This is a genomic window from Streptomyces sp. AC550_RSS872, from assembly GCF_019049285.1.
GTDB lineage: Bacteria > Actinomycetota > Actinomycetes > Streptomycetales > Streptomycetaceae > Streptomyces.
Window position 1 is genome coordinate 186,769 of the sequence record NZ_JAGMUL010000005.1, and the last position, 22,306, is coordinate 209,074.

Genomic DNA, 22,306 nt, shown 5'->3' on the forward strand with positions numbered 1-22,306 from the left:
GTCACTTCTCCGCCAGGACGGGCTTGAGCATGCTGCGCAGGGTCTCCTCGCTGAGCGGCGTCAGCGCGCGGGCGGCGAGCCTGCCCTTGCGGTCGATGACGAGCGTGGAGGGGATGGCCTGCGGGTTGAGCGTGCCCTTCTCGAAGCGGAGCATCTGCTTGCCCGTGGGGTCGTACAGGCTCGGGTAGGTGATCCCGAACTCCTTCTCGAAGGCCTTGGCGACGGTGGTGTTGGTGTCCCGGGTGTTGATGCCGACGAACTCGACACCCTGTCCCTTGACGTCGTCGTAGACGGTCTGGAAGTTCTTCGCCTCGGCGCGGCACGGCGGGCACCACGATCCCCATACGTTGATGACGAGAACCTTGCCCTTGGTGCCGGCGGTGGAGAGCTGCTTGCCGTCGATCGTCTTGCCGGAGAGGACCGGTGCCGCCGCCCGCTTGTCCTGGGCGACCGTGTCGATGCCGTTGTCTCCGGGGACGAAGCCCGTGTCACCGCCGCCGCCCGACGTGCCACCGGAGCCGCATGCGGACAGGGTCAGCGCGGCCACCGCGGTGGCTGTGGCGAGCAGGGCGGTACGGCTACTGGCGCGACGGGCGGCACTCATGTGAAAAGTTTCGCATGCCCGTTCCGGGGATCTTTGGCACCCCCCTCCCGGACGTGGACCCGCATTTCAGGCGGTGTTCTGAGTGCCCGCGGAAGCGCCCTGACCACCCTGGCTGCCTTGCAGGAAGGACTTCCAGCCGCCGACGGGCTGCTGACCGACCTCCAGCGTGCGCAACTTATCGAGAATGTCCGGCTTCTGTACGTCCATCCAGTCCACGAACTGCCGGAAGGAGACGAGCCGGATGTCGGCACCCTTCTCCTTCTCCCGTGCGATGTGCTTGAAGGCCTCCTCGACGGCGTCCATGTAGATGCCGCCGTTCCACTGCTCGAAGTGGTTGCCTATGAAGAAGGGTGCCCGGTTTGTCTCGTACGCCCGCTTGAATCCCTGGATGTACGCCTGCGCCGACTGCTCACGCCAGCCGGGGTAGTTGTGGCTGGGCGCCTTCGTCGAGTTGACCGACTGGTTGGCGAGCATGTTGTAGTCCATGGAGAGGACCTCGAACGAACGTCCGGGGAAAGGTATCTGCTGCAACGGCAGGTCCCACAGCCCCTGCTTCTTCTGCGGCCACACCTGACGGCCACCGGGCGAGGAGGCGTCGTAACGCCAGCCGAGCTCGCGGGCGGTGGGCAGCAGCTTGTCCTGGCCGAGGAGACAGGGCGTGCGACCGCCGACGAGCTCCTTGTCGTAGTCGAAGGGCAGCGAGGGCAGGTCGGTCCACCCGGAGTTGGTCCGCCACTCCTTGACGAAGGCCTTGGCCTGGTCGATCTCGCTGCGCCACTGCTGCGGGGTCCAGTTGCCGACAGTGCCGTTGCCGGCGCAGAAGTGGCCGTTGAAGTGGGTGCCTATCTCGTGGCCGTCGAGCCAGGCCTGGCGGACGTTCTTCAGCGTCGCCTTGATGTGCTCGTCGGTGAGGTAGCCGATGTCGGAGGCGCCGCGCGGGTTGTTCGGCGGTTCGTAGAGCCGCTTCTTCGACTCGGGGAGCAGATACAGCCCCGAGAGGAAGAAGGTCATGTGCGCCTTGTGCTCCTTGGCGAGTTCGAGGAAGCGCGGGAAGAGGCCGTTGCCGACCTCGCCGGCGCCGTCCCAGGAGAAGACCACGAACTGCGGCGGCTCCTGACCCGGCTCCAGCGGCTCGGGCTTGCCCGGCTGGTGCGGCTGCTTGCCGGTGTAGGAGGTGGAGCCGTCGCCTATGGGACGGGCACGGTTGGTCTGGGTGCCGGGCTTGTTGCCTCCGCCGCCCGTGGAACCTCCGGCGTCGTTCGACCCGTCTGACGACGTGAGCGCGCCGCATCCCGCGAGTCCGAGGGTGGCGGCCGCTCCGGCACCGAGTCCGATGACTCCCCTTCGGCTGAAGTTGCGCATTGCTGCCCCGTCCGTCGTGCTTCTGTGGGTGGTCACCCAGTCAGAGGGCACGACGAACGGGGGGGTTCCTCCGAATCACGGAGGATTCGCAACAAATGTCACAGACGTGCTGTAAGCCCCCACTGGGGTCCGCAGCCGTATCACGGCGCTCCCGGCGGAGCGTCTACGCGCCGAAGGCCTTGTCCTTCCCCTTCACCGGCTTGGCCCCGGCGCGGAGATGGGCGGGGACGAGGTCGATGGCCGGCTCGCTGTAGCCGACGGACACGATCCGGTCGCCCTGGTAGGTGAAGCTCGTCAGGGACGCGAGCGTGCACTGCCGCTTGCGCGGGTCGTGCCACAGCCGCCGCTTCTCGACGTAGCTCCGCACGATCCAGATCGGCAGCTGATGGCTGACCAGCACCGCCTCGTGCCCCCGCGCGGCGTCCTTGGCGGAGTCCAGCGCGCCCATCATCCGCACGACCTGGTCGACGTACGGCTCACCCCAGGACGGCTTGAAGGGGTTGACCAGGTGCTTCCAGTTCTCCGGCTTCTTGAGGGCCCCGTCCCCCACCCCGAAGGTCTTTCCCTGGAAGACGTTGTCGGCCTCGATGAGCCGCGCGTCGGTCGCGAGGTCCAGCCCGTGCGCCTTGGCGATCGGCGTCGCGGTCTCCTGCGCCCGCTCCAGCGGGGAGGCGCAGACGTACGTCACATCGCGGGAGGCGAGATGCTCGGCGACCCGGTCGGCCATCTGCCGCCCGAGCTCGGAGAGGTGGTACCCGGACAGCCGTCCGTAGAGGATCCCGTCCGGGTTGGCCACCTCGCCGTGCCGCATGACGTGTACGACGGTGACGTCGCCGTTCTCGGTCGTGGAGTTGTCGCTCATGCCGCCATGGCCTCCGCCGCCGCTCGGGCCGCCGCCGGGAGGGCGTCGGCGATCCGCTGGACTGCCCGCTCGTCGTGGGCCGTGGACACGAACCAGGACTCGAAGGACGAGGGCGGCAGGTAGACGCCCTGGGCCAGCATCGAGTGGAAGAAGGCGGTGAAGCGGAAGGACTCCTGGCGCTTGGCGTCCTCGTAGTTGCGCACTTCCCGGTCCGTGAAGAAGACGGAGAACATGTTGGAGGCGTTTTGCAGCCGGTGCGCGACGCCTTCCTTGGCGAGAGCCTCGGTGACGAGGGACTGGATCTGCGCGGACACGGCGTTGACGGTGTCGTACGCCGCCTCGTCGAGGAGTCGCAGCTGGGCGAGGCCCGCGGCGGTGGCGACCGGGTTCCCGGAGAGGGTGCCGGCCTGGTACACGGGCCCGGCCGGGGCGAGGTGGGCCATCACGTCGGCGCGCCCACCGAAGGCGGCGGCCGGGAAGCCGCCCCCCATCACCTTGCCGAAGGTCATCAGGTCGGGCCTGACCCCGTCGACGCCGTACCACCCGGCGCGGCTGGTCCGGAAGCCGGTCATGACCTCGTCGGAGATGTAGAGGGCGCCGTTCTTGCGGCAGGCGTCCTTCAGCCCCTCGTTGAAGCCGGGGCGCGGCGGGACGACACCCATGTTGCCGGGCGAGGCCTCGGTGATCACGCAGGCGATCTCGCCGGGGTAGCGGTGGAAGGCCTCGTGGACGGATTCGAGGTCGTTGTAAGGGAGGACGACGGTGTCGCCTGCCTGGGCGCCGGTGACGCCGGGGGTGTCGGGCAGCGCGAAGGTGGCGACTCCCGACCCGGCCGCGGCGAGCAGCGAGTCGACGTGCCCGTGATAGCACCCGGCGAACTTGATCACCTTGGTCCGCTGGGTGAACCCCCGGGCGAGCCGGATGGCGGACATGGTGGCCTCGGTCCCGCTGGAGACGAGCCGCACCTGCTCGAGCGGCTCGATCCGGTCGACCATCTCCTCGGCGAGCGCGACCTCGCCCTCACCGGGCGTACCGAAGGAGGTACCGCGGGAGACGGCGTCCTGGACGGCGGCGATCACGTCCGGGTGGGAGTGCCCGAGGATCATGGGTCCCCAGGAGCAGACGAGGTCGACGTACTCACGTCCGTCGGCGTCGGTCAGGTACGGACCGGTGCCGGACACCATGAACCGGGGCGTCCCGCCCACGGCACGGAAGGCGCGTACCGGGGAGTTCACGCCGCCGGGTGTGACGACGGCCGCACGGTCGAACAGGGCCTGCGAGGCCGGTGCTTCGTATGGATGGGGCGATTCGCTCATGGCCTGCGACTTCTCCGACCTTCTCGGGCTCCGATGGGCAGTGACCTCCTCAGGGTAGGCCAGCGGGGGGTGGCGGCAGCGGGACGGCTGCCGGCCCGGCGGACGGGCTCCCTCCGCCTCCCCCGCTGTCCACTTCCCGACGGCTCTCCCCCCGCGATCTGCGAGACTGGGCGTGATACACACAGCTCATGCGGGGCGTGATGGTCGGGGACTGAAAAGATCCTGCGGACAGGTGTTTCAGCGCACGTTTCGGCGGGCGGCCGTGGGGGAGGTCACTGACACGATGATCGGGTTGCGGGGCGGGCGCCACGCGTCCTAGAAAAGCAGTCGGGTGGAGATATGCATCGCGGTGGCGGACTGGGCGAGGGGACTGATGACCTGGGTCCTCGACGTGCCCGGCGGGGAAGGCACCGGCGCGACGCGGAGGATTCGAACGAAGCACGTCAGGGACACGTAGTACCGGATATGCCGGGTGTACCGAACGAGTCAGAGCGGGCCGACCGTCACAGTGATCGGCTGAGGGCGAGCAGGAATGGTGGTCGGGTGGGGGTGACGTACAAGTACTTCGGCGCGCCGGACGGTGCGACCGCGGCCCGCGTCCCGATCTCGATGCGCCCCGAAGAACTCGGCGGCGACGAGCTCGGCATGAACGGCATGTTCACCAAGATCAAGCCGGAGACGATGGCCGCGATGGTCCTGACGGGCATCGAGGGCGTCCCCCTGCACAAGGTCCCGCCGCTGGAGCTGGTGGTCCTCCACCCCGACTACGCGGTGGTCAAGCTGCCGATGACGGTGGTCGATCCGCTGCGGGGCATAGGGGAGGAAGCGGTGGGCGCCGCCGCGTTCATCTGGTCCACGGTGCCGGATCGGGGCGGGCCCCGGGATGCGTTCAATGTGTACCAGTTGCTGCACGAGTGGCAGGACTTCAGCCATCGGTTGCATGAGGCGGGGCATCAGCCTTATTGCTTGGTGTGGCCCTGAGCTGGGGTTTCGTAGATATCGGGCGGGGCTTTCGGGCTCCGCCCTCGTCATGTGCCGGGTGAGGGCGTAGGCCGGCAGGTTTGCGGTGCTTGCCGGTGCCGGAGCCGAGCGGCTTCAGCACCGGCCCTGGGGGTGACTCCGGCGGTGGCGAAGGTGCTGTGCGTGGTCGCCCTCATCGCTCGGGGTGTGCGGGCCCGACTGCTGACGTTGTTGCAGGCGAGAGCTGATGCGGCCGGGCTGGTCTTCTGGGAGGTCAATGTCGACTCCACCGTCCGCCGGGCACACCAGCATGCTGCCGGTGCCCGCCGACGCAGTGCTGTGCAGAAGGAACCGCCAGGCGGAGTCAGCACCGAACCTGAAGACCATGGACCGGGCAGGTCGCGAGGCGGGTTCACCACGAAGATTCATCTGGCGTGCGAGCAGGGACAGAAGCCGTTGGCGCTGCTGATCACCGCCGGGCACGCGGCGACAGTCCGCAGTTCGAGCCGGTCCTGAACGCGATCGGGGCACTCCGGCCTGGAGTCGGTCGGCCGAGAAGCCGCCCGCTGCGGGTGCGAGGCGATGAGGCGATGAGGCGTACTCTTCACGCGCGAATCGCGCCTACCTGCGCAGACGTGGCATCAGGTGCACGATTCCTGAGCCGGCCGATCAGGTCCGCGACCGCAGGCGCCGCGGACGTGGCGGTGGCCGTCTCAAGCAGCACCGGGCCGTGGCGGCCCGGTTCGACAAACTTGCGGTGCGGATGCCACAGCAGCAAAGGACGGCCCTGCGGTGACTACGGAGGAAGGGCGCGTTTCCCCGCATTGGCGCGGCGCGGTGTGGATGGGGTTGCACCTTCCGTAGCGGCATGTGGTCCGGTGGACTTACCTCCTGATGCCTTGAGGAAAGGTCCCTGCTCATGCATTCGTCCTTCATGCCACCGCGTCAGGTCAAGATCGGTGACGCGGCGGCCTTCGTCGGCAGCACGCCACGGGCGATTCGCCATTACCACGAGATCGGCCTGCTCCCCGAGCCTGAGCGGGGCGGCGATGACCGCCGCCGCTACGGGTACGAGGACATGATCCGCTTGCTGTGGATTCGCAGGATGGCCGACGCCGGGATCGCCCTGGACGACATCCGTGACGCCTTTACCACCGGCAGGGCTTCCGCCGGCGCGGACAGCGGAGAAGCTATCGCGGGCATCCTGGAGCGGTTGGAGGAAACCCTCGCCGACCAGGAGGCGGAATTGCGGCGGCAACGGACCGCCGTGCAGCGGATGCGCACCGAAGGCAGCCGGATGGGCCTGCTCTCCGACGTCGTCACCGAACGCCTCAAGAGCCTGCCCGAGGGCTCCCTGCGTCAGGCGGACCTGGACACTCTGCTGGTCACCGAGCGGATCTTCGGCCCGCTCGGCGCGGCCGTCCAGGCCACCCGCTTCGTCGTTCTGGCCACGCATCCCACTCTGCGGGAGGATTCCGACCGCATCGATGAAGCCGAGGAGGCACTCGATGACAGTGTCGCCGTCGATGATCCACGGGTGGCTCAAGTGGCCGTCGAGCGGCACGCCTTCGAAAGCGCCCTGCACGCCGTCATCGAGGAGACCGGCCTGGATAAGGACGACGATGCCCTCTTCGACGCCTGGGACACTTTGCACCCCGCCACCGCCGATGACGGCGAGGGCGAGGCCGACCTCAGCTCTGGCAGGCGGGAGGCTGACTCCATGAGCGTGTTCGAAGCCACCGGCAAGATGCCCTACGACTTCTCCCCTGCCCGCCTGCGCTGTATGGAACTGGCGGAAGAACTGTCCGCCCAAGACTCACCCGCTACCTGGAACACGGCCCAGCTGTCGTAGGGGTTCGCTGCGGAGATGCCCCCCTTGAGGGCTCGGACGCTGACGGAGTCGATCGCGCGAGGTCAACGCACATCTTGGCCCTGAGGTGGGGTTTCACGGGCAGCGGGCGGCCTGCCCGGGAGTTGGCGGGTTTTCGGGCCCGCCTTCGCCATGTGCCGGGAGGGGCGCCGACAGGCATGTGGGCGGTTCCGTGCGGGAATCGCGTTGCCCAGGCGGGCTTCTCGGCGTTTCTCTGGCGTAGACCTCTATCCAAGGAAGTCCGGTCATGCCCCCTCCCGCACATATCGCCATGGTCGGTACGTCTGCGGTCAGCCATGTGCTGCCCAGCCTGGAGATCATCCGTGAGCTGGTGGCCCGCGGTCATCGGGTGACGTACGCCGCCTCCGGCCGCGTCGCCGAGCTGATCTCCCCCACCGGCGCCGAGTTGGTCGGCATCGCGTCCACCCTTCCGGTCGCCGACGGTGACTGGCCGCAGGATCCCATCGCGGCCGCCTCCCTGTTCCTCGAAGAGGCGATGGCCGTGCTGCCCCAGCTGCACGCCGCGTACGACGACGCCCCCGCCGACCTCTACCTCTACGACGTCGGCGCGTACGCGGGGCGCGCGCTGGCCGAGGCTCAGGGCCGCGGTCACGTCCAGCTGTCCGCGGCGCATGTGGGCTGGGAGGGTGCCCAGGAGCAGATCGGTGCGTCGTTCGCCGGGCTGCCCGGAGGGCTCACGTACCGAGCGCGGTTCGCCGCCTGGCTGAGCCGGTGTGGTGCGGTGACCACGGACGTGGAGGAGTTCATCGGCCGTCCGCGTCGAGTGCTCGCCATGATCCCGCGCGCCTTGCAGCCACATGCGGACCGTGTCGACACCGAGGCGGCGACGTTCGTCGGCCCGTGCTTCGGCGCCGGCCCCGAGCAGGACGGCTGGAAACGGCCGGCCGGTGCGGAGAAGGTGCTGCTGGTGTCGCTGACCGGCTCGGCGCACCACGGGCCTCAGGAGATCTACCACCAGTGTCTGGCGGCGTTCGCGGATCTCCCCGGGTGGCACGTGGTGTTGCAGACCGGCGGCAGCGGCGGTGGCGGCAGCAGCGATCCGGGCGGGCTGGGGAACCGGATCCCTGCCAACTTCGAAGTACGGCCGTGGGAACCGCCGTTGACGATCCTGGAGCATGCGGACGTGTGGGTGACGCACACCGGGATGGGCAGCAGCGGCGAGGGCCTGTACGCCGGGGTGCCGATGATCGCGGTACCACACGGGCCCGACCAGCACCTTCACGCCGGCCGGCTCGTCGAGCTGGGCGTCGCCCGCCGCATCGACACCGCGGACGTCACGGCGGCGACGCTGCGTACCGCGCTGATGGAGCTCATCGGCGATCCGCGGGTCGCCGCGCGCTCGGCATGGCTGTGGTCCGAGGCGCGCGCCGAGGGCGGCACCCGCCGGGCCGCGGATCTGGTGGAGGAGCAGTTGGTGGGGGACGGGGTGGGCTGACCGCTCGGGCGGGCGCATCACCCCACTCCCCTTGCGGGTTCCTACAGGCTGCGGGCGGTGATGTCGCCGTAGGCGGTGGTCGCGTGGATGGTCAGGCCGGGGGTGGCTCCTTCCGTGTTCTGGAGGGTGTTGTGGATCCGGCCGTATCCGGTGCCGGCGTCGAGGGAGGCGGAGGCTCCGCGGGCGGCGCCGACCGAGATCCCGCCGTGCTCGGTGCGCAGGGTGAGCGTGCCGCGCCGGGCCTCGGTGATGCGCAGCTCGCCCTTCTGGGTGCTGATCTGCGCGGGGCCGGCCAGGCGGCCGACGAAGACGTCACCGGCCATCAGGGTCAGGCGGGCGCTCGAGGCCTCGTCGAGCTTGACCGAGCCGTGGGCGCCGTCGAAGGTGACGTCGCCGAGCCGTCCGACGCCGCGGAACTCGCCACTGGCGGTCTTCGCCTCGATGTGGGAGCCGGCGGGCAACTGGACGGTGACCTCGACGGCTCCGGAGGGACCGAAGTACTGGTTCTTCGCCTCGGGAGCCTCGATCCGCAGGACGCCGTCACCGTTGCCGCCGTCACTGTAGGAGACCTGGATCTGCTCGGCCGCCTTCACGTCCCGGCTCTTGGTGGCGTCCGCGGGCAGGATCTCGACCGTGGTGTCGGCCCGGTCGGCGGCGATGAAGCGGACGTTGCCCGCGGGGATGTCCAGGACGACGGAGACCGGGGCGGGGGTGGGGGTGTCGAACTTCTGCATGATGTTTTTCTCCTGTACGCGCTCGTTGCTGTTTCCGACACCAGAAACGCTACGTTGCATTCAAAGATCCGGCAACGCATTCGTTGCACTCAATCCTCATCTGTCCAGCTCACAGCCAGGAAATCGTTGCAACTGCTATGAATTCAACGCAACAATCACCCTCCCCATCGTTGCAATGAAATGGCCGTGAACGCTATACTCACCACACCAGCAGCAACGGATCACCCCACCCCGAACGGAGATCGCGATGCCGGGAGGCAGGCTCACCCAGCAGGAAAGGCAGCAGATCGCGCTGGGTCTGGCCGACGGCCTCGCCTACGCGGAGATCGCCAGACGTCTCGAACGCCCCACCTCGACCGTCACACGTGAGGTGACGCGCAACGGCGGTCCCACCGCCTACCGCGCCGACCTCGCCCACCGCGCCACCGAACGCCGCGCCCACCGGCGCAGGCAGGCCGCACCCCGAGGGGGCGAGGCGCCCGCGCAGGCTTACGGGCGTGATGCCGAGGCGGTGCGTGAGTACGAGGAGACGTTCACCACCGTCCTGATACAGACCGGCACGCCCAAGATGATGGCCCGGGTGCTGACCTGCCTCTACACCAGCGACGCGGGCAGCCTCACCGCGGCCGAACTCGTCCAGCGCCTCCGGGTCAGCCCGGCGTCCATCTCCAAGGCCATCGCGTTCCTCGAGAGCCAGGGTCTGGTCCGACGGGAACGCGACGAACGCCGGCGCGAGCGCTACGTCGCCGACAACGACGTCTGGTACCAGTCCATGATCGCCAGCGCCCGCGGCACCACCCAGCTCGCCGAGACCGCACGAGAGGGCGTGCACGTCCTCGGCCGTGACACCCCGGCCGCGGTCCGCCTGGAGAACATCGCCCGCTTCCTCGACTTCGTCTCCGAAAGCATCGCCCGCGCCGCGGACCAGGCCCGCGAGATCCTCCACACCCAGCCCGAGACGACGTCAGACGGCAGCGGCACTCCCTGAGCGGAGCCGTCCCCCGTCCCCCTCACCCCCGGTCCGCCTCCGCGCCCGCCTCCTGCTCGCCCTGAGGGCGGGGCGCCTGGGCCGTCGTGGCCCGGGGGATCACATGGGTCAGCAGGAGCACGTGCCGTTCGTGTTCCGCCTGGGAGTCCTCGATGAGCCGCAGGGCCGGTCCGCCGGCCTCGCGGCGAGGTCCGAGGGTGACTGGGCCAACGTGGACAGGTCGAACCAGTCGGCGAGCGGCTGGTCGTCGAAGCCGAGGACGGAGATCCGTTCCGGAACGGCGATCTGTGTCCTGCGCAGGGTCCGGATGACCGCGACCGCGACCTCGTCCTGTTCCGCGAAGATCGCGGTGGGCGGCTCGCGCAGGCTGAGCAGCCGGCCGAGCACCTCGGCGGTGCCGCGCTTGTCGCCGACCGCCGTCGCGGCCACCAGGTCCTCGTCGAGAGGGACACCCGCTTCGGTGAGGGCCTGCCGGTAGCCGAGCAGCCGTTCGTTGGAGCTGAACGAGAAGCCGCTGGCGCCCACGGTCTCCAGGAAGGCGATCCGACGGTGGCCGAGGTTGAGCAGGTGCCGGGTGCCGTGCAGGGCACCGGCCACGTCGTCGACGTAGACGCTGGGCCGGCCGTCGACATGCTGGCTGACGCAGATGACGGGCATGCCGAGGCCGTCCAGCCGTGCGGTCTCCGCCTCGGTGAGGTCGAAGGAGAACACCAGCAGCGCGTCGGCGTTGCGCCGGGCCGGAAGGCGTTCGAAGAACGAGGTGCGCTCGGCCGTGTCCGGGATGACATAGACGTTGAGTTCCATGCCCGCCGACCGCAGCAGCGGGGCCAGGCTGGACAGGGCGGCCCCCATGAACCAGGCGTACGCCATCCCAGCCGCTACGGCCGCAAGGTCACCAAGCGCTGGGTCGCCAACCAGGTGTACGAGCCGGAGGGCCCCCTCGACCTCGAACTGGGCACCCGGCGCGCCCGCGCCGCCGCTCTGCTGATGTTCTCCCTGCCGGGCGGCGCCTACATCTACCAGGGCGAGGAACTCGGTCTGCCCGAGGTCGAGGACCTCCCCGAGGCCGTGCTCCAGGATCCCGTCTGGGAACGCTCCGGCCACACCAACCGCGGCCGCGACAGCTGCCGGGTCCCGATCCCCTGGTCCGGCGCCACCGCCCCGTACGGCTTCAGCCCCGACGGTGCCGGCGCCGCACCCTGGCTGCCGCAGCCGGCCGGCTGGGCGCCGCGCACCGTGGCGGCCCAGACCGGCGACGAGACGTCCATGCTGGAGCTCTACCGCACGGCCCTGCGTCTGCGCCGCGCGCACCCCGCGCTCGGAGACTCCAGCCTGACCTGGCTGGATGCCCCGGAAGGCGTCCTCGCGTTCGGCCGCGACCCCGGCTTCGTCTGCGTGGTCAACCTCTCGGCGGAGCCGTACCCCTTGCCCGACCACACGTCGGTCCTGCTGGCGAGCGGTCCCGTCGAGGGGGGCACGCTGGCGCCGGACCAGGCGGTGTGGCTGACGGTGTGTGGCTGACGATGTGACAGACCGGCTCGGCGTCGGGGCGGGGCATTCGGGTCCCGCCCCGACCGGGGAAGCAGCCGGAAGCCTCCGGAAGCAGCGGCTGGATTCTTTCGAGTGAAGATCGACTGTCGGTCCTCGTCCTTCCACGGAGCCCTGGATAGGTAGAAGGCGATCCCGCGCCACTCGGCGCCGCCCCCGCCGCGACCTCTCAGGAGGCACCACCGTGCCCGTCCCCCCGCTCGACCACCGCGCCACCGGCTACAGCCTCGCCCACGCCTACTGGCTCGCCCGCGCCTCCGACCTGGCTTACAAGGACGAGGCCACCATCGAACGGCAGTTGCGGGAGTGGGGCTTCGACCGGGTCCGGCATCACCGGAGCACGTTCACGCCGCCGTTCCCGTTGCAGGACACCCAGGCGTACACGGCCACCAACGAGCACATGATCATCACCGCGTTCCGCGGCACCGAGCCCGCCAACATCCGTGACTGGCTCACCGACGCCACCACCCCGCCCTGTCCCGGTCCGGCGGGCACCGGACACATCCACTACGGCTTCGCCGAGGCCCTCGACTCCGTCTTCCCCAAGGTCAAGGACACTCTCGCCGAGTTCCACGACAACGGCCAGACCCTGTGGTTCACCGGCCACAGCCTGGGCGGCGCCCTGGCCATGCTCGCCGGCTGCCGCCTCTACCTGGAGGACCCCGAACTGCTGGCGGACGGCGTCTACACCTACGGCCAGCCCCGCACCTGCGACCGGTTGCTGGCGGCCTCCTGCAACAAGGCGTTCAAGAACCGCCTGTACCGCTTCGTCAACAACAACGACATCGTCCCGCAGCTGCCGCCCGAGCCCGTCTTCCACCACGTGGACGTCCTGCGCTACATCGACTCCAGCGGCAAGGTCCGGGAGACGATGTCCCTCCTCGGGGGCCTGGCCGACCGCGGACGCGGCCTGACCGCGGACGCCTTCGCCCCGGCCGGCGACGGCATCCGCGACCACTTCATGGGCAGCTACCTCACCGCGCTGGAACGCAACCTCGTCTGACTCCCGGGGCGCGGTCAGGCGGCGGCCCGGACGCACACCGTCTTCAGGTGCCTCTCCGGCAGTGCGGTCGGCAGGTCCTCCCAGCGCGGACGTCGTCGCGGGCGACGCGCAGGGTGACGCCGTTGAGGTACATGCCGAGCAGGGGCAGCTCGCCGGGCCGGAAGTGGTTGCCCGCGCTCTCGCACATGCCTTGCGGGGTCGGGCACTTGACGGCGAGGGCGAGCTGGTCGACGCGGCCGCCTCGCCTCCACGGCGATGTCGTAGCCCTGCCGAAGCGGGTCCAGGGACGCGGCGGTGGCGGCACCGAAGGCGCGGGCGAGGCGAGGGCACGGTGCCCGGGCTCGGGGTCGACGTAGAGGACGTCGGAGGCGCCGAGCGCGCGGGCGGTGTCGCACACGTACAGGCCGATGCTGCCCCGCGCCACCACCAGGACCCGGGCGCCGGGGCGGGACTTGAGGTGGGCCGCGACCAGGGGGTGTTTTGAAACTCCCGTGCGGTGCCCGCGCCCGCCACGGCAGCGGCTGGTGTCGCAGCCGGTGCGTGCCCTCGGCGGTGCGGCGAGGGTGCGTGCCGGGCGCCGCGGGTGCTGTGCGGGACTTTCAGAACACCCCCTAGGCGCCAGGCCAGGGACCAGTTGTCGCCGGCGGAGGCCATGGCGACCGGGTCCAGGCCGGCGGGCAGCGGTACGAGCATGGCGTCGGCGCAGGGCACCCGGACCGGGTCGGAGAAGAGCCCGCCCCGGGTGTGCGCGGTCAGTCCGGCGCGGCAGCGGTCGCAGGTGCCGCAGTTGATGGACCAGGGGACGACGACGAGCCTCCCCCGGCCGCCGCGCGGCACCCGAACAGAGTCGCCCGTGCCCAGGGAGAACCGGAGGCGAAGCCGCTCAGCCGGAACGGTTCAGGCCGAACCCCCCACCGTGAACCCGATCGCCGTCCCGCCCCCCTCACGCCGGAAGGCGAACGGCGCCCCGCCGTGCGACAGCGCGACCTCCCGCACGATGGACAGCCCCAGCCCCGACCCGGGCAGCGACCGTGCGTCGGCGGCGCGGTAGAAGCGGTCGAAGACGCGGATCAGGTCGTCCTCGGCGATGCCCGGCCCCCGGTCGAGGACCTCGACGCGCACGGTCCCGGGGCGGGCCGGCCCGGCGACGTTGATCTCGATGGGGGCGATGCCGTCGCGGTCGAACTTCGCGGCGTTCTCGACGAGGTTGGTCACCGCGCGCTGGAGCATCCCGGGCCGCCCCTCCGTCGTGGTGTCGCCGCTCGCGCGGACCACGATCCGCCGTCCCGTGCGCCGTCGCGCAATCCCCGCGACGTCCTCGACGATGTCGGCGAGATCCACCCGCTGGGCCGGCTCGGCGTCGGACTGTCCGGCCGCCAGGTCGACCAGCTCGTTGACGAGGTCGGTGAGTTCGCGGGCCTCCTGCCCCAGGTCGGCCACCAGTTCATCGCGGGTGGCGGGCGGCAGTTCGTCGATACGGCGCAGGAGGGAGATGTTCGTACGCAGGGAGGTGAGCGGCGTACGCAGTTCGTGGCCCGCGTCCTGCACCAGCCGCCGCTGGTCCTCCTCCGACTGGGCGAGCCGGCCCAGCATGCGGTCGAAGGCCCGGCCGAGGCGGCCGACCTCGTCGTATCCGGCGACCGGTACCTGGATGCCGAGGCGGCGGGTGCGGGCGACGTCCTCGGCGGCGGAGGTGAGGACGACCAGGCGGCGGGTGATGCGCCGGGCCAGCCACCAGCCGAAGAGTCCCGCGAGGGTGACCACGGCCGCCATCAGCAGCAGCGTCCGCTGCTGGAGCGCCCGCAGCAGATCCTCGGTGTCGCTGAACTCCTGGGCCACCTGCACCGCGCCCCGTCCGCCGCCGAGCGCCACGGTCGCGATGCGGTAGACGTCGCTGTCGACGCCGACGTCCTTGTGCTGGACCATCCGCCCGGCCGTCCCGTCGGCCGCGATCCGCCGGTCGGCGGAGGTGACCGGCAGCCCCGGCCGGCCCGGGTCGACGACGGCGCCGTCCGGGCCCAGCACCTGGACGTCGGTACGGGCGGGCCGAACGAGATCGTGCCCCGGCGCGGAGGACGAGAAGTCCTCCGGTGTCATCGGCCGCTCCCGCACCTCGCCCCGCAGATCCTGCACGACCTCGTCGAACACCGACTCCTGGTCCACCCGCACCAGGCGGGCGGCGGCGGTGTAGGACAGCAGCCCGACCAGGACCGTGACCACGGCGGTCACGGTCGCGAAGGACACGGCGAAGGTGGTGCCGAGCCCCGATCTGCGGCGCCCCGTCAGCAGCCTCCCGAGCCGACGCCGGGCCGTGCCCACTCAGTCCTCCCGCAGCACGTAACCCACCCCGCGCACCGTGTGGATCAGCTGCGGGGCGCCCGGCTCGTCGAGCTTGCGGCGCAGGTAGCCGACGTAGACGGCGAGGTTCTTGGAGCCGGGGCCGAAGTCGTAGCCCCAGATGCGGTCGTAGATCGTGGAGTGGTCGAGGACGATCCCGGCGTTGCGGACCAGCAGCTCCAGCAGCTCGAACTCGGTCCGCGTCAGCTCCAGCTCCCGCGCGCCCCGCCACACCCGCCGCGCCTGCGGGTCCATCCGCAGCCCGGCCGCCTCGACCAGCCGGCCGGCGGGCTCGGGGGCGGCGGTCCGCTTCGGTACGTCGACGGGGGCGGGTCCGTTCGGGTCGCTGGTGCGGCGCAGCAGGGCGCGCAGCCGGGCGAAGACCTCCTCGACGTCGAAGGGCTTCACCACGTAGTCGTCGGCGCCCGCGTCCAGGCCGGCGATGCGGTCCTGGGTCTCCACGAGCGCCGTGAGCATCAGGATCGGGGTGCGGTCGCCCTCGGCGCGCAGCACCCGGCAGACCTGGAGCCCGTCGATGCCGGGCATCATCACGTCCAGTACCAGCACGTCCGGCGGCGTGCGATGGGCCTGCGCCAGCGCTTCGACCCCGTCGGCGACCGCGGTGACCTGGTAGCCCTCCAGGGTCAGCGCGCGCTCCAGGGCGTGGCGGATGGCGCGGTCGTCTTCGGCGAGGAGAACAGTCTGGGGCACGGGTTCATACTGCCAAGGCCTCCGGCGGTTCGGCCGTGTGAGGGAGCTTACGGTCACCCTTCTTACTGGGATCTCACCCTCACACGACCGCCCCCGGGGGCTCCGCCCCCGGACCTCCGTTCGGCCCGAACGGCCTCGTCCTCAAACGCCGGACGGGCTGGAGAGCGCCGCCAACTGCTCCGCGAACGGCACCACCTCGGGCTCGGCCCTCTTCCTGGCGGGCCGTCCCGCCATCAACCCCGCCAGCTCCCCCGCCGCCCGCTCGATCCGCCCGTCCAGCCCCTCCGCGCCCCAGTCCTCCGAGGCGGCGTAGACGCCGGTCGGCACGACCACCGCTCGCAGGTACGCGAAGAGCGGACGCAGCGCGTGCTCCAGGACGAGGGAGTGCCGGGCCGTGCCGCCGGTCGCGGCGATCAGCACCGGCAGGCCGGCCAGCGCGTCCTTCTCGATCACGTCGAAGAACGACTTGAACAGTCCGCTGTACGAGGCGGAGAAGACCGGCGTGACGACGATGAGCCCGTCCGCCGAGGTCACGGCGTCGATGGCAGCGGCGAGCTTCCGTCCGGGGAAGCCGTTCGTGAAGTTGTGCGCGATCTCCACCGCGAGGTCGCGCAGCTCGACGACCTCCACCTCCACCGCGGCCTCCCGGCCGACAGCGGCCGCGAGCCGGTCGCCCAGCAGCCGGGTGGAGGACGGGACGCTCAGCCCCGCGGACACCACGACGAGCTTCATACGGTGGTCACCTCCTGGGCGGCCTTGAGCGAAGTGTGGGTGGGCGCGTCCGGCACCCCGGCGGGGCGCCGCGCCGCGAACTCCTTGCGCAGCACGGGTACGACCTCCTCGCCGAGCAGGTCGAGCTGCTCCAGGACGGTCTTCAGCGGCAGCCCGGCGTGGTCCATCAGGAACAGCTGACGCTGGTAGTCACCGGCGTACTCACGGAAGGACAGGGTCTTCTCGATCACCTGCTGCGGGGAGCCGACGGTCAGCGGGGTCTGCTCGGTGAACTCCTCCAGCGAGGGACCGTGTCCGTAGACCGGCGCGACGTCGAAGTACGGCCGGAACTCGCGGATCGCGTCCTGGGAGTTGCGGCGCATGAACACCTGGCCGCCCAGCCCGACGATCGCCTGCTCGGGCGTGCCGTGCCCGTAGTGGGCGTACCGGGTCCGGTACAGCTCGACCATCCGCTTGGTGTGGTCGGCCGGCCAGAAGATGTTGTTGTGGAAGAACCCGTCGCCGTAGTAGGCCGCCTGCTCGGCGATCTCCGGCGAGCGGATCGAGCCGTGCCAGACGAACGGCGGTACGCCGTCCAGCGGGCGTGGCGTGGACGTGAACCCTTGCAGGGGCGTACGGAACTTCCCCTCCCAGTTCACGACGTCCTCGCGCCACAGCCGGTGCAGCAGGGCGTAGTTCTCCACGGCGAGGTTGATGCCCTGCCGGATGTCCTGTCCGAACCAGGGATACACCGGCCCGGTGTTCCCCCGCCCCATCATCAGATCCACCCGCCCGTCGGCCAGGTGCTGGAGCATCGCGAAGTCCTCGGCGATCTTCACCGGGTCGTTGGTGGTGATGAGGGTGGTCGAGGTGGACAGCACCAGCCGCTCCGTCCGCGCCGCGATGTATCCGAGCATCGTGGTCGGCGAAGACGGCACGAACGGCGGGTTGTGGTGCTCGCCGGTCGCGAAGACGTCGAGTCCGACCTCCTCCGCCTTCAGCGCGATGGCGACCATGGCCTTGATGCGGTCGCGTTCGGTCGGCGTACGGCCCGTCGTGGGGTCCGGCGTGACGTCGCCGACGCTGAAGATCCCGAACTGCATGGTCGCTCACCCTCCAGGTTGTTGACGGTTCAACTATACCCGGAGAACGGGGCCCGGCCGGGGACTATTCCCGAGGGCCCGCGACTATCGCCAGTGCGGGTCCCTGCCGGTCCGCGCGAGCAGCCGCTCGAACGCCGAGGCGCCCTCGGCCGTCGGCACCGGCTCTCCGAACACCCCCATCTTCCTGGCCGTCGGCGCCAGCTCGTCCACCGCGCCGGACAGCTCCGCCACGACCGCCTCGTCGGCACCTGGGTACTCCTGACCCGTCGCCCGCGCCAGGTCCCACACATGCACGGTCAGATCGAGCAGCGCCATCGAGCCCACCAGCCGTGCGGGCATGTTCATCCCGCCGGTCGTCCCGTCCTCGGCGCCGGGCGCCGACCAGGCCGCCACCAGCCGGTCCGTCTCGTCCGCGAGCCGCTCCCGCCACCGCGGACTCCCGCCGACCCGGTGGGGCGTCTCGCCGAAGTCCGACGCCTCCTTCGCGGCCAGCCGCTGGAACTGCACGATCACCTGGAAGAGGTGATTGACCAGGGCCTTCACGTCGTACTCGGCACAGGGCGTGGGAGCGGCGAGTGCCGTGTCCTCGATGCCCCGCACCACCGGAACCGCCCGCTCGCGCGCCAGGGCCAGCAGCTCACCGATGCCGTACGTCTTCGTCTTCACCGCGTTCGTGTCCATACCCCGACCGTAGGGACGTCGCAGGGTGCCCATCTTGAAGAAACGCGACGTACGATCCGGCCATGGAGGCCCCCCGCCACGACACCCGCGGGATCGTCGACCCGTCCGGGCTGCTGAACCGCGTGCGGTTCCGCCGCCACGAGCCCGCCGAACCCCTGCGCCGGTACGTCGAGTGGTACTGGCTGATCGACTGGGACCTGCCCGCCCCCTACGCCTCCCACATCGTCCCGCACCCGGCCGTCAACCTCACCTTCCAGTGGGACGAGGCCGAGGGCGAGCCGTACGCCGAGGTCACGGGCGTCGCGCTCGGCCTGTACACCCGGAAGCTGACCGGCCGGGGCCGGGTCTGCGGGGTGAAGTTCCGGCCCGGCGGATTCCGGCCGTACGCCCCCGAGGCGCCGGTCTCCCGGTGGACGGGGCGCGCCCTGCCCGCCGACGAGGTGTTCCCGCAAGCCGCGAGCGACACCGCCCGCGCGATCGTCACCCCCACCGACGACCACACCCGCGTGGCCGCCCTCGACGCCTTCCTCCTCGCCCTCCCCCGCACGCCGGACCCGCAGGCCGACCTCGCCACGGCCCTCGTCCAGCACATCCGCACCGACCGCACCGTCCGCCGCGTCGGCGACTTCGCCCGGGCGCAGGGCCTGTCGGTACGGGCGCTGCAACGGCTCTTCTCGACCTACGTCGGCGTCAGCCCCAAGTGGTGCATCCTCCGCTACCGCATCCACGAGGCCCTGGAACACGCCGGCACCCGCACCGACGTCGACTGGGCCACCCTCGCCGCCGAGCTCGGCTACGCCGACCAGGCCCATCTGGTGCGGGACTTCACGGCCACGGTGGGGGTGCCGCCGACGGCGTACGCGGCGGAGGCCGCAGCCGGGGGTTCCGCGGGGTAGGTGTGTCGATCCCCCCTAGGGGGTGTTTCGAAAGTCCCGCACAGCACCCACGGCGCCCGGCACGCACTCTCGCCACACCGGCCGAAACCCCAAGTACGTCCAGTACGAGGGCTTTCGTCCGGCGCGCCGAGAGCACGCACCGGACACCGCGGGCGCCGCACAGGACTTTCGAAACACCCCCTAGGGCACCAGCACCAGCCGGCCTCGCACCCCGCCCTCCTCCAGCCGCGCATGCGCCTTGGCGGCCTCGTCCAGCGGGAACGTCTCGGCCACCCGGGTCGTCAGCACCCCGTCGTCCACCAGCCGCACCAGCTCCGCCAGCCGTGCCCCGTCGGCGCTCACCTCGACCGCCCCGGTCCACACGCCCCGCACGGACGCGGGCTCGGTCCCCGGAATGACACCGACGTACCGGCCCCCGTCCCGTACCCACGCCAGTGCCGGCTCACCGAGAACCGCGGCGTCCAGCACGGCGTCGAAGCTCCGCTCGGCGACGGCACCGCCACTGAACCCCGCGGCCCCCAGGGACCGCACGAACTCCTCGTCCCCCTCCCGCGCCAGCCCGGTCACCGCGATCCCCCGGCGCGCGGCGAGCTGGACGGCGTACGCCCCGACCGCGCCCGCCGCCCCCGTCACCAGCAGCGACTGCCCCGGCGCCACCTCCAGCAGATCCAGGGCCTGTGCGGCGGTCAGCGCGTTCAGCGGCAGCGTCGCCGCATGGACGGCGTCCACCGTGGCCGGTGCCTTCGCGACGGCGTCCGTCGGGACGACCACGTACTCGGCGTGCGTGCCGAGCGGCTTGACCATGCCGTGGTCCAGGGCGACCACCTCGTCCCCGACACTCCAGGAGCCGGCCACGCCCACCGCGTCCACGGTCCCGGCCACGTCCCAGCCGAGCCCGATCCGCCGGCCCGCACCCCCGAAGACCCCGGCCCGCACGCCCGCGTCCACGGGGTTCAGCGCGGCCGCCGCGACCTTGATCCGCACCTGACGCGCACCGGGCACCGGTATCCCGGCATCCACGACCTCCACGTTCTCCGGCCCACCGAACGAGTTCACCACAACAGCACGCACGGCCATCTCCTTGGTTGTCAGCCTCCGGGATGTTCTCCCGCTCACTGCCGACAACCCTAGGAAGAGTTACTATCCAGGAGTAAGTAGTTACCTGGGAGTGCGTACCTACCTCGGAGGTGAGTCATGGCGACCATGACGGCGGCCCAGCGCCGCGAGCAGGCCCGTATCGAGTACGACGCGTTCCTCAAGAGCTGCCCCACCAACCAGCTCCTGGACCGCATCAGCGACAAGTGGGTCAGCCTCGTCGTCTCCGCCCTCGCCCCCGGCCCCATGCGCTACAGCGACCTCGGCCGCAAGATCGCCGGCGTCAGCCCCAAGATGCTGACCCAGACCCTGCGCTCCCTGGAACGCGACGGCCTGCTCACCCGCACCGTCACCCCGTCCGTCCCGGTCCGCGTCGACTACGAGCTCACCGTCCTCGGCCACAACCTCGCCCTGCTGCTGACCGCCGTGAAGGACTGGGCGGAGACCCACTTCGACGAGGTCCGAGAGGCCCGCGAGCGCTACGACACCGAGGGCCCCGACAGCTGACGTCAGAAGTGGTACTCGTCCCCCGTGTCCAGCAGCAGCACCCGCTGCCCACCGCTGCGCCGCGTCCCGTCCACCGGCCCACCGCTCCACACGGTGTCGAACTCCACCAGCACCTCCGAGACCGCGCCCCGCAGCCGTACCCGCAGACCGACCGGCTCCCCCACCCCGCCCGCGTCCAGCGCCCCGACCCTGCACCACACGACCCGCTCCCCCGCCCGCGCGCACCCCTCCGGCAGCTCCTGCCGGTCCGCCAGCGACTCCGACCAGCGCAGCCGTACCATCGCCGGCGCGTCCGGCATGGCGCCCATCCCCTGACGGCGCGGCGTGAACCGCACGTCGACCCGGTCGCCGGACAGGACAGCGGAACCGTGATAGGTCAGATCCGCCCCCGGACCGCCGCGACGGCCGGCCGCCCCCGCACCCGGAGCCACCCCGCCGACCACCGCAACCACGGCAGCCCCGCACACCGCAGCAACCCGCATCCGCCGCATAACGCCCACTCCTCACTCCACGTACGGGGATGTATCCCACAAGGAGCGAGCCGCAGGCGCCGTCCAACAGGTGACGCGGAGCGCCGGACGAGGGTGTGAAGAGGCCGGACAAGGGCGTGAAAAGGCTGGACGACGGCGTGAAAAGCTGACCGCCATGCTCATCCTCCGCTCGGCCGCTCTGTTCGCCGTCGCCGCCCTCTTCGAGATCGGCGGAGCGTGGCTGATCTGGCAGGGCGTACGCGAACACCGCGGCTGGATGTGGATCGGCGCGGGCGTCATGGCCCTCGGCGCCTACGGCTTCGTCGCCACGCTCCAGCCCGACGCCGAGTTCGGCCGCATCCTCGCCGCGTACGGCGGTGTCTTCGTCGCCGGTTCGCTGGCCTGGGGCATGGTCGCGGACGGCTACCGCCCGGACCGCTGGGACGTCACGGGCGCACTGATCTGCCTCGCGGGCATGGCGGTGATCATGTACGCACCGCGAGGAAACTGAGCGAGGCCCCGGGAGCGACTCAGGTCGGCGGCAGCAGCCCCAACTGCCCCAGGAACTCCATCTCGTCGAAGTAGAGCCGGTAGTCGACGATGTGCCCGCTGTCGTCCACCGTGGCCAGGTCCACCCCGCGGATGCTGATCTCCTTCTGCGTCGCCGGCAGCGTCTCACCGGTCGGCAACTGGATCGGCCCCGTGTTGCGGCCCCGGAAGATCCCCTCGTCGATGGCCGTGTTGCCGACCTCGTAGGAGTGCACCGGCTCGTACGAACCGTCGGGAACCGCTTCCGTCATCTGGCGCCAGTACCCGACGATGTTCTCCCGCCCGTGCAGCTCACCGCCGTCGGGGGTGACGGCGACCGCGTCCTGTGCGTAGAGCTCGGCGATGGCCTTGGGGTCCGCCGTGGTGATCGCCTCGGTGAGCCGGTCCATGACCTCACGCGCCTGTCCCATGATCCACCTCCCATGGTGGAGGACCACCCACCTCATTCTCCCACCGCCGCCCCGGATCGGCCGCCCGCCTATCCTGGCCGGACAGTGTCTCGACCGGCCCGACGCTCTGGACCCGACCCGAACGAGGAGCAGC

At 70.8% G+C, this 22,306-nt stretch carries 22 protein-coding genes and 4 pseudogenes; 10 read left to right on the top strand and 16 right to left on the bottom strand.

Annotated features, from left to right (window positions below):
- Nucleotide 1: 1 nt before the first annotated feature.
- From KUM44_RS02235 to hemL, 4 genes are all read right to left on the bottom strand, one after another.
- Nucleotides 2-604 (bottom strand): TlpA disulfide reductase family protein, encoded by a 603-nt coding sequence (locus KUM44_RS02235; protein WP_217205838.1) that lies wholly within the window; start codon nucleotides 602-604, stop codon nucleotides 2-4.
- Between the two features lie 66 nt (nucleotides 605-670).
- Entirely contained in the window at nucleotides 671-1,966 is a 1,296-nt protein-coding gene (locus tag KUM44_RS02240) for a hypothetical protein (protein WP_217205839.1), read from the bottom strand.
- 163 nt (nucleotides 1,967-2,129) lie between these two features.
- Entirely contained in the window at nucleotides 2,130-2,828 is a 699-nt protein-coding gene (locus KUM44_RS02245; RefSeq protein WP_217205841.1) for a histidine phosphatase family protein, read from the bottom strand.
- Nucleotides 2,825-4,144: a glutamate-1-semialdehyde 2,1-aminomutase gene (gene hemL, locus KUM44_RS02250; protein WP_217205842.1), complete on the bottom strand. Its 1,320-nt coding sequence runs from the start codon at nucleotides 4,142-4,144 to the stop codon at nucleotides 2,825-2,827. Before hemL ends, KUM44_RS02245 begins: the two co-directional genes overlap by 4 nt.
- Before the next feature lie 339 nt (nucleotides 4,145-4,483).
- Here hemL and KUM44_RS02255 point away from each other — a divergent pair, with 339 nt between their 5' ends.
- The 4 genes and pseudogenes from KUM44_RS02255 (at nucleotide 4,484) to KUM44_RS02265 (ending at nucleotide 8,430) form a co-directional block, all read left to right on the top strand.
- On the top strand, nucleotides 4,484-5,125 hold the full coding sequence (locus KUM44_RS02255; protein ID WP_078504104.1) for a hypothetical protein: 642 nt from the start codon (nucleotides 4,484-4,486) through the stop codon (nucleotides 5,123-5,125).
- Between the two features lie 177 nt (nucleotides 5,126-5,302).
- A pseudogene (locus KUM44_RS44950) lies at nucleotides 5,303-5,900 on the top strand (transposase); the annotation flags it as partial.
- Between the two features lie 123 nt (nucleotides 5,901-6,023).
- Nucleotides 6,024-6,956 (top strand): MerR family transcriptional regulator, encoded by a 933-nt coding sequence (locus KUM44_RS02260; protein WP_217205843.1) that lies wholly within the window; start codon nucleotides 6,024-6,026, stop codon nucleotides 6,954-6,956.
- Between the two features lie 265 nt (nucleotides 6,957-7,221).
- Complete coding sequence (locus KUM44_RS02265) at nucleotides 7,222-8,430, top strand: macrolide family glycosyltransferase (RefSeq protein ID WP_254388899.1); 1,209 nt, start codon at nucleotides 7,222-7,224, stop codon at nucleotides 8,428-8,430.
- Nucleotides 8,431-8,471: 41 nt separating this feature from the next.
- On the opposite strand, the gene KUM44_RS02270 is transcribed toward KUM44_RS02265, so the two are convergent.
- Nucleotides 8,472-9,164 (bottom strand): DUF4097 family beta strand repeat-containing protein, encoded by a 693-nt coding sequence (locus KUM44_RS02270; protein ID WP_217205844.1) that lies wholly within the window; start codon nucleotides 9,162-9,164, stop codon nucleotides 8,472-8,474.
- Between the two features lie 247 nt (nucleotides 9,165-9,411).
- On the opposite strand from KUM44_RS02270, the gene KUM44_RS02275 reads away from it, so the two are divergent.
- On the top strand, nucleotides 9,412-10,152 hold the full coding sequence (locus tag KUM44_RS02275; protein ID WP_217205845.1) for a GbsR/MarR family transcriptional regulator: 741 nt from the start codon (nucleotides 9,412-9,414) through the stop codon (nucleotides 10,150-10,152).
- A 108-nt stretch (nucleotides 10,153-10,260) separates the two neighbouring features.
- Here the strand turns inward: KUM44_RS02275 and KUM44_RS02280 are convergent, their stop codons facing one another.
- A complete protein-coding gene (locus tag KUM44_RS02280) occupies nucleotides 10,261-11,004 on the bottom strand; it encodes a substrate-binding domain-containing protein (protein WP_254388900.1) in 744 nt (247 codons plus the stop codon).
- Between the two features lie 9 nt (nucleotides 11,005-11,013).
- Here KUM44_RS02280 and KUM44_RS02285 point away from each other — a divergent pair.
- Nucleotides 11,014-11,673: pseudogene (locus tag KUM44_RS02285) on the top strand (DUF3459 domain-containing protein); the annotation flags it as partial.
- Nucleotides 11,674-11,884: 211 nt separating this feature from the next.
- Nucleotides 11,885-12,703, top strand: a complete 819-nt coding sequence (locus KUM44_RS02290; RefSeq protein WP_217205847.1) for a lipase family protein — start codon at nucleotides 11,885-11,887, stop codon at nucleotides 12,701-12,703.
- Between the two features lie 14 nt (nucleotides 12,704-12,717).
- Here KUM44_RS02290 and KUM44_RS02295 read toward each other — a convergent pair.
- From KUM44_RS02295 to KUM44_RS02320, 7 genes and pseudogenes are all read right to left on the bottom strand, one after another.
- Nucleotides 12,718-13,175 (bottom strand): annotated as a pseudogene (locus KUM44_RS02295) (dehydrogenase); the annotation flags it as partial.
- A 143-nt stretch (nucleotides 13,176-13,318) separates the two neighbouring features.
- Nucleotides 13,319-13,522, bottom strand: a pseudogene (locus KUM44_RS44955) (dehydrogenase); the annotation flags it as partial.
- 78 nt (nucleotides 13,523-13,600) lie between these two features.
- Nucleotides 13,601-15,022, bottom strand: a complete 1,422-nt coding sequence (locus tag KUM44_RS02300) for an ATP-binding protein (RefSeq protein WP_374201999.1) — start codon at nucleotides 15,020-15,022, stop codon at nucleotides 13,601-13,603.
- On the bottom strand, nucleotides 15,023-15,751 hold the full coding sequence (locus tag KUM44_RS02305; RefSeq protein WP_217205849.1) for a response regulator transcription factor: 729 nt from the start codon (nucleotides 15,749-15,751) through the stop codon (nucleotides 15,023-15,025).
- Between the two features lie 141 nt (nucleotides 15,752-15,892).
- The gene (locus KUM44_RS02310; RefSeq protein ID WP_217205851.1) at nucleotides 15,893-16,483 is read right to left on the bottom strand and encodes an FMN reductase; all 591 of its coding nucleotides are present in this window, start codon (nucleotides 16,481-16,483) and stop codon (nucleotides 15,893-15,895) included.
- A complete protein-coding gene (locus tag KUM44_RS02315; RefSeq protein WP_217205852.1) occupies nucleotides 16,480-17,565 on the bottom strand; it encodes an LLM class flavin-dependent oxidoreductase in 1,086 nt (361 codons plus the stop codon). Before KUM44_RS02315 ends, KUM44_RS02310 begins: the two co-directional genes overlap by 4 nt.
- 84 nt (nucleotides 17,566-17,649) lie before the next feature.
- Nucleotides 17,650-18,246: a TIGR03086 family metal-binding protein gene (locus KUM44_RS02320; protein ID WP_217205853.1), complete on the bottom strand. Its 597-nt coding sequence runs from the start codon at nucleotides 18,244-18,246 to the stop codon at nucleotides 17,650-17,652.
- Between the two features lie 62 nt (nucleotides 18,247-18,308).
- Here KUM44_RS02320 and KUM44_RS02325 point away from each other — a divergent pair, with 62 nt between their 5' ends.
- Nucleotides 18,309-19,142, top strand: coding sequence for a helix-turn-helix domain-containing protein (locus tag KUM44_RS02325; RefSeq protein WP_217205854.1), 834 nt, complete (start codon nucleotides 18,309-18,311; stop codon nucleotides 19,140-19,142).
- A gap of 180 nt (nucleotides 19,143-19,322) precedes the next feature.
- On the opposite strand, the gene KUM44_RS02330 is transcribed toward KUM44_RS02325, so the two are convergent.
- Nucleotides 19,323-20,213 carry an NADP-dependent oxidoreductase gene (locus KUM44_RS02330; RefSeq protein WP_217205855.1) on the bottom strand — a complete coding sequence of 297 codons (891 nt, stop codon included), beginning with the start codon at nucleotides 20,211-20,213 and terminating at the stop codon, nucleotides 19,323-19,325.
- Between the two features lie 123 nt (nucleotides 20,214-20,336).
- Between KUM44_RS02330 and KUM44_RS02335 the strand changes: the two genes are divergently transcribed.
- Entirely contained in the window at nucleotides 20,337-20,744 is a 408-nt protein-coding gene (locus tag KUM44_RS02335; RefSeq protein WP_217205856.1) for a helix-turn-helix domain-containing protein, read from the top strand.
- 2 nt (nucleotides 20,745-20,746) lie between these two features.
- Here the strand turns inward: KUM44_RS02335 and KUM44_RS02340 are convergent, their stop codons facing one another.
- Nucleotides 20,747-21,235: a hypothetical protein gene (locus KUM44_RS02340; RefSeq protein ID WP_254388901.1), complete on the bottom strand. Its 489-nt coding sequence runs from the start codon at nucleotides 21,233-21,235 to the stop codon at nucleotides 20,747-20,749.
- Between the two features lie 154 nt (nucleotides 21,236-21,389).
- Here KUM44_RS02340 and KUM44_RS02345 point away from each other — a divergent pair, with 154 nt between their 5' ends.
- Nucleotides 21,390-21,725 (top strand): YnfA family protein, encoded by a 336-nt coding sequence (locus KUM44_RS02345; RefSeq protein ID WP_217205857.1) that lies wholly within the window; start codon nucleotides 21,390-21,392, stop codon nucleotides 21,723-21,725.
- Nucleotides 21,726-21,744: 19 nt separating this feature from the next.
- On the opposite strand, the gene KUM44_RS02350 is transcribed toward KUM44_RS02345, so the two are convergent.
- Entirely contained in the window at nucleotides 21,745-22,173 is a 429-nt protein-coding gene (locus KUM44_RS02350; protein WP_217205858.1) for an ester cyclase, read from the bottom strand.
- Between the last annotated feature and the right edge of the window lie 133 nt (nucleotides 22,174-22,306).

What these genes read in the sequence shown, in the direction of transcription:
- KUM44_RS02235 (WP_217205838.1), bottom strand. Translation starts at nt 604, where the DNA reads ATGAGTGCCGCCCGTCGCGCCAGTAGCCGTACCGCCCTGCTCGCCACA.
- KUM44_RS02240 (WP_217205839.1), bottom strand. Translation starts at nt 1,966, where the DNA reads ATGCGCAACTTCAGCCGAAGGGGAGTCATCGGACTCGGTGCCGGAGCG.
- KUM44_RS02245 (WP_217205841.1), bottom strand. Translation starts at nt 2,828, where the DNA reads ATGAGCGACAACTCCACGACCGAGAACGGCGACGTCACCGTCGTACAC.
- hemL (WP_217205842.1), bottom strand. Translation starts at nt 4,144, where the DNA reads ATGAGCGAATCGCCCCATCCATACGAAGCACCGGCCTCGCAGGCCCTG.
- KUM44_RS02255 (WP_078504104.1), top strand. Translation starts at nt 4,484, where the DNA reads ATGCATCGCGGTGGCGGACTGGGCGAGGGGACTGATGACCTGGGTCCT.
- KUM44_RS02260 (WP_217205843.1), top strand. Translation starts at nt 6,024, where the DNA reads ATGCATTCGTCCTTCATGCCACCGCGTCAGGTCAAGATCGGTGACGCG.
- KUM44_RS02265 (WP_254388899.1), top strand. Translation starts at nt 7,222, where the DNA reads ATGCCCCCTCCCGCACATATCGCCATGGTCGGTACGTCTGCGGTCAGC.
- KUM44_RS02270 (WP_217205844.1), bottom strand. Translation starts at nt 9,164, where the DNA reads ATGCAGAAGTTCGACACCCCCACCCCCGCCCCGGTCTCCGTCGTCCTG.
- KUM44_RS02275 (WP_217205845.1), top strand. Translation starts at nt 9,412, where the DNA reads ATGCCGGGAGGCAGGCTCACCCAGCAGGAAAGGCAGCAGATCGCGCTG.
- KUM44_RS02280 (WP_254388900.1), bottom strand. Translation starts at nt 11,004, where the DNA reads ATGGGGGCCGCCCTGTCCAGCCTGGCCCCGCTGCTGCGGTCGGCGGGC.
- KUM44_RS02310 (WP_217205851.1), bottom strand. Translation starts at nt 16,483, where the DNA reads ATGAAGCTCGTCGTGGTGTCCGCGGGGCTGAGCGTCCCGTCCTCCACC.
- KUM44_RS02315 (WP_217205852.1), bottom strand. Translation starts at nt 17,565, where the DNA reads ATGCAGTTCGGGATCTTCAGCGTCGGCGACGTCACGCCGGACCCCACG.
- KUM44_RS02320 (WP_217205853.1), bottom strand. Translation starts at nt 18,246, where the DNA reads ATGGACACGAACGCGGTGAAGACGAAGACGTACGGCATCGGTGAGCTG.
- KUM44_RS02325 (WP_217205854.1), top strand. Translation starts at nt 18,309, where the DNA reads ATGGAGGCCCCCCGCCACGACACCCGCGGGATCGTCGACCCGTCCGGG.
- KUM44_RS02335 (WP_217205856.1), top strand. Translation starts at nt 20,337, where the DNA reads ATGGCGACCATGACGGCGGCCCAGCGCCGCGAGCAGGCCCGTATCGAG.
- KUM44_RS02340 (WP_254388901.1), bottom strand. Translation starts at nt 21,235, where the DNA reads ATGCGGCGGATGCGGGTTGCTGCGGTGTGCGGGGCTGCCGTGGTTGCG.
- KUM44_RS02345 (WP_217205857.1), top strand. Translation starts at nt 21,390, where the DNA reads ATGCTCATCCTCCGCTCGGCCGCTCTGTTCGCCGTCGCCGCCCTCTTC.
- KUM44_RS02350 (WP_217205858.1), bottom strand. Translation starts at nt 22,173, where the DNA reads ATGGGACAGGCGCGTGAGGTCATGGACCGGCTCACCGAGGCGATCACC.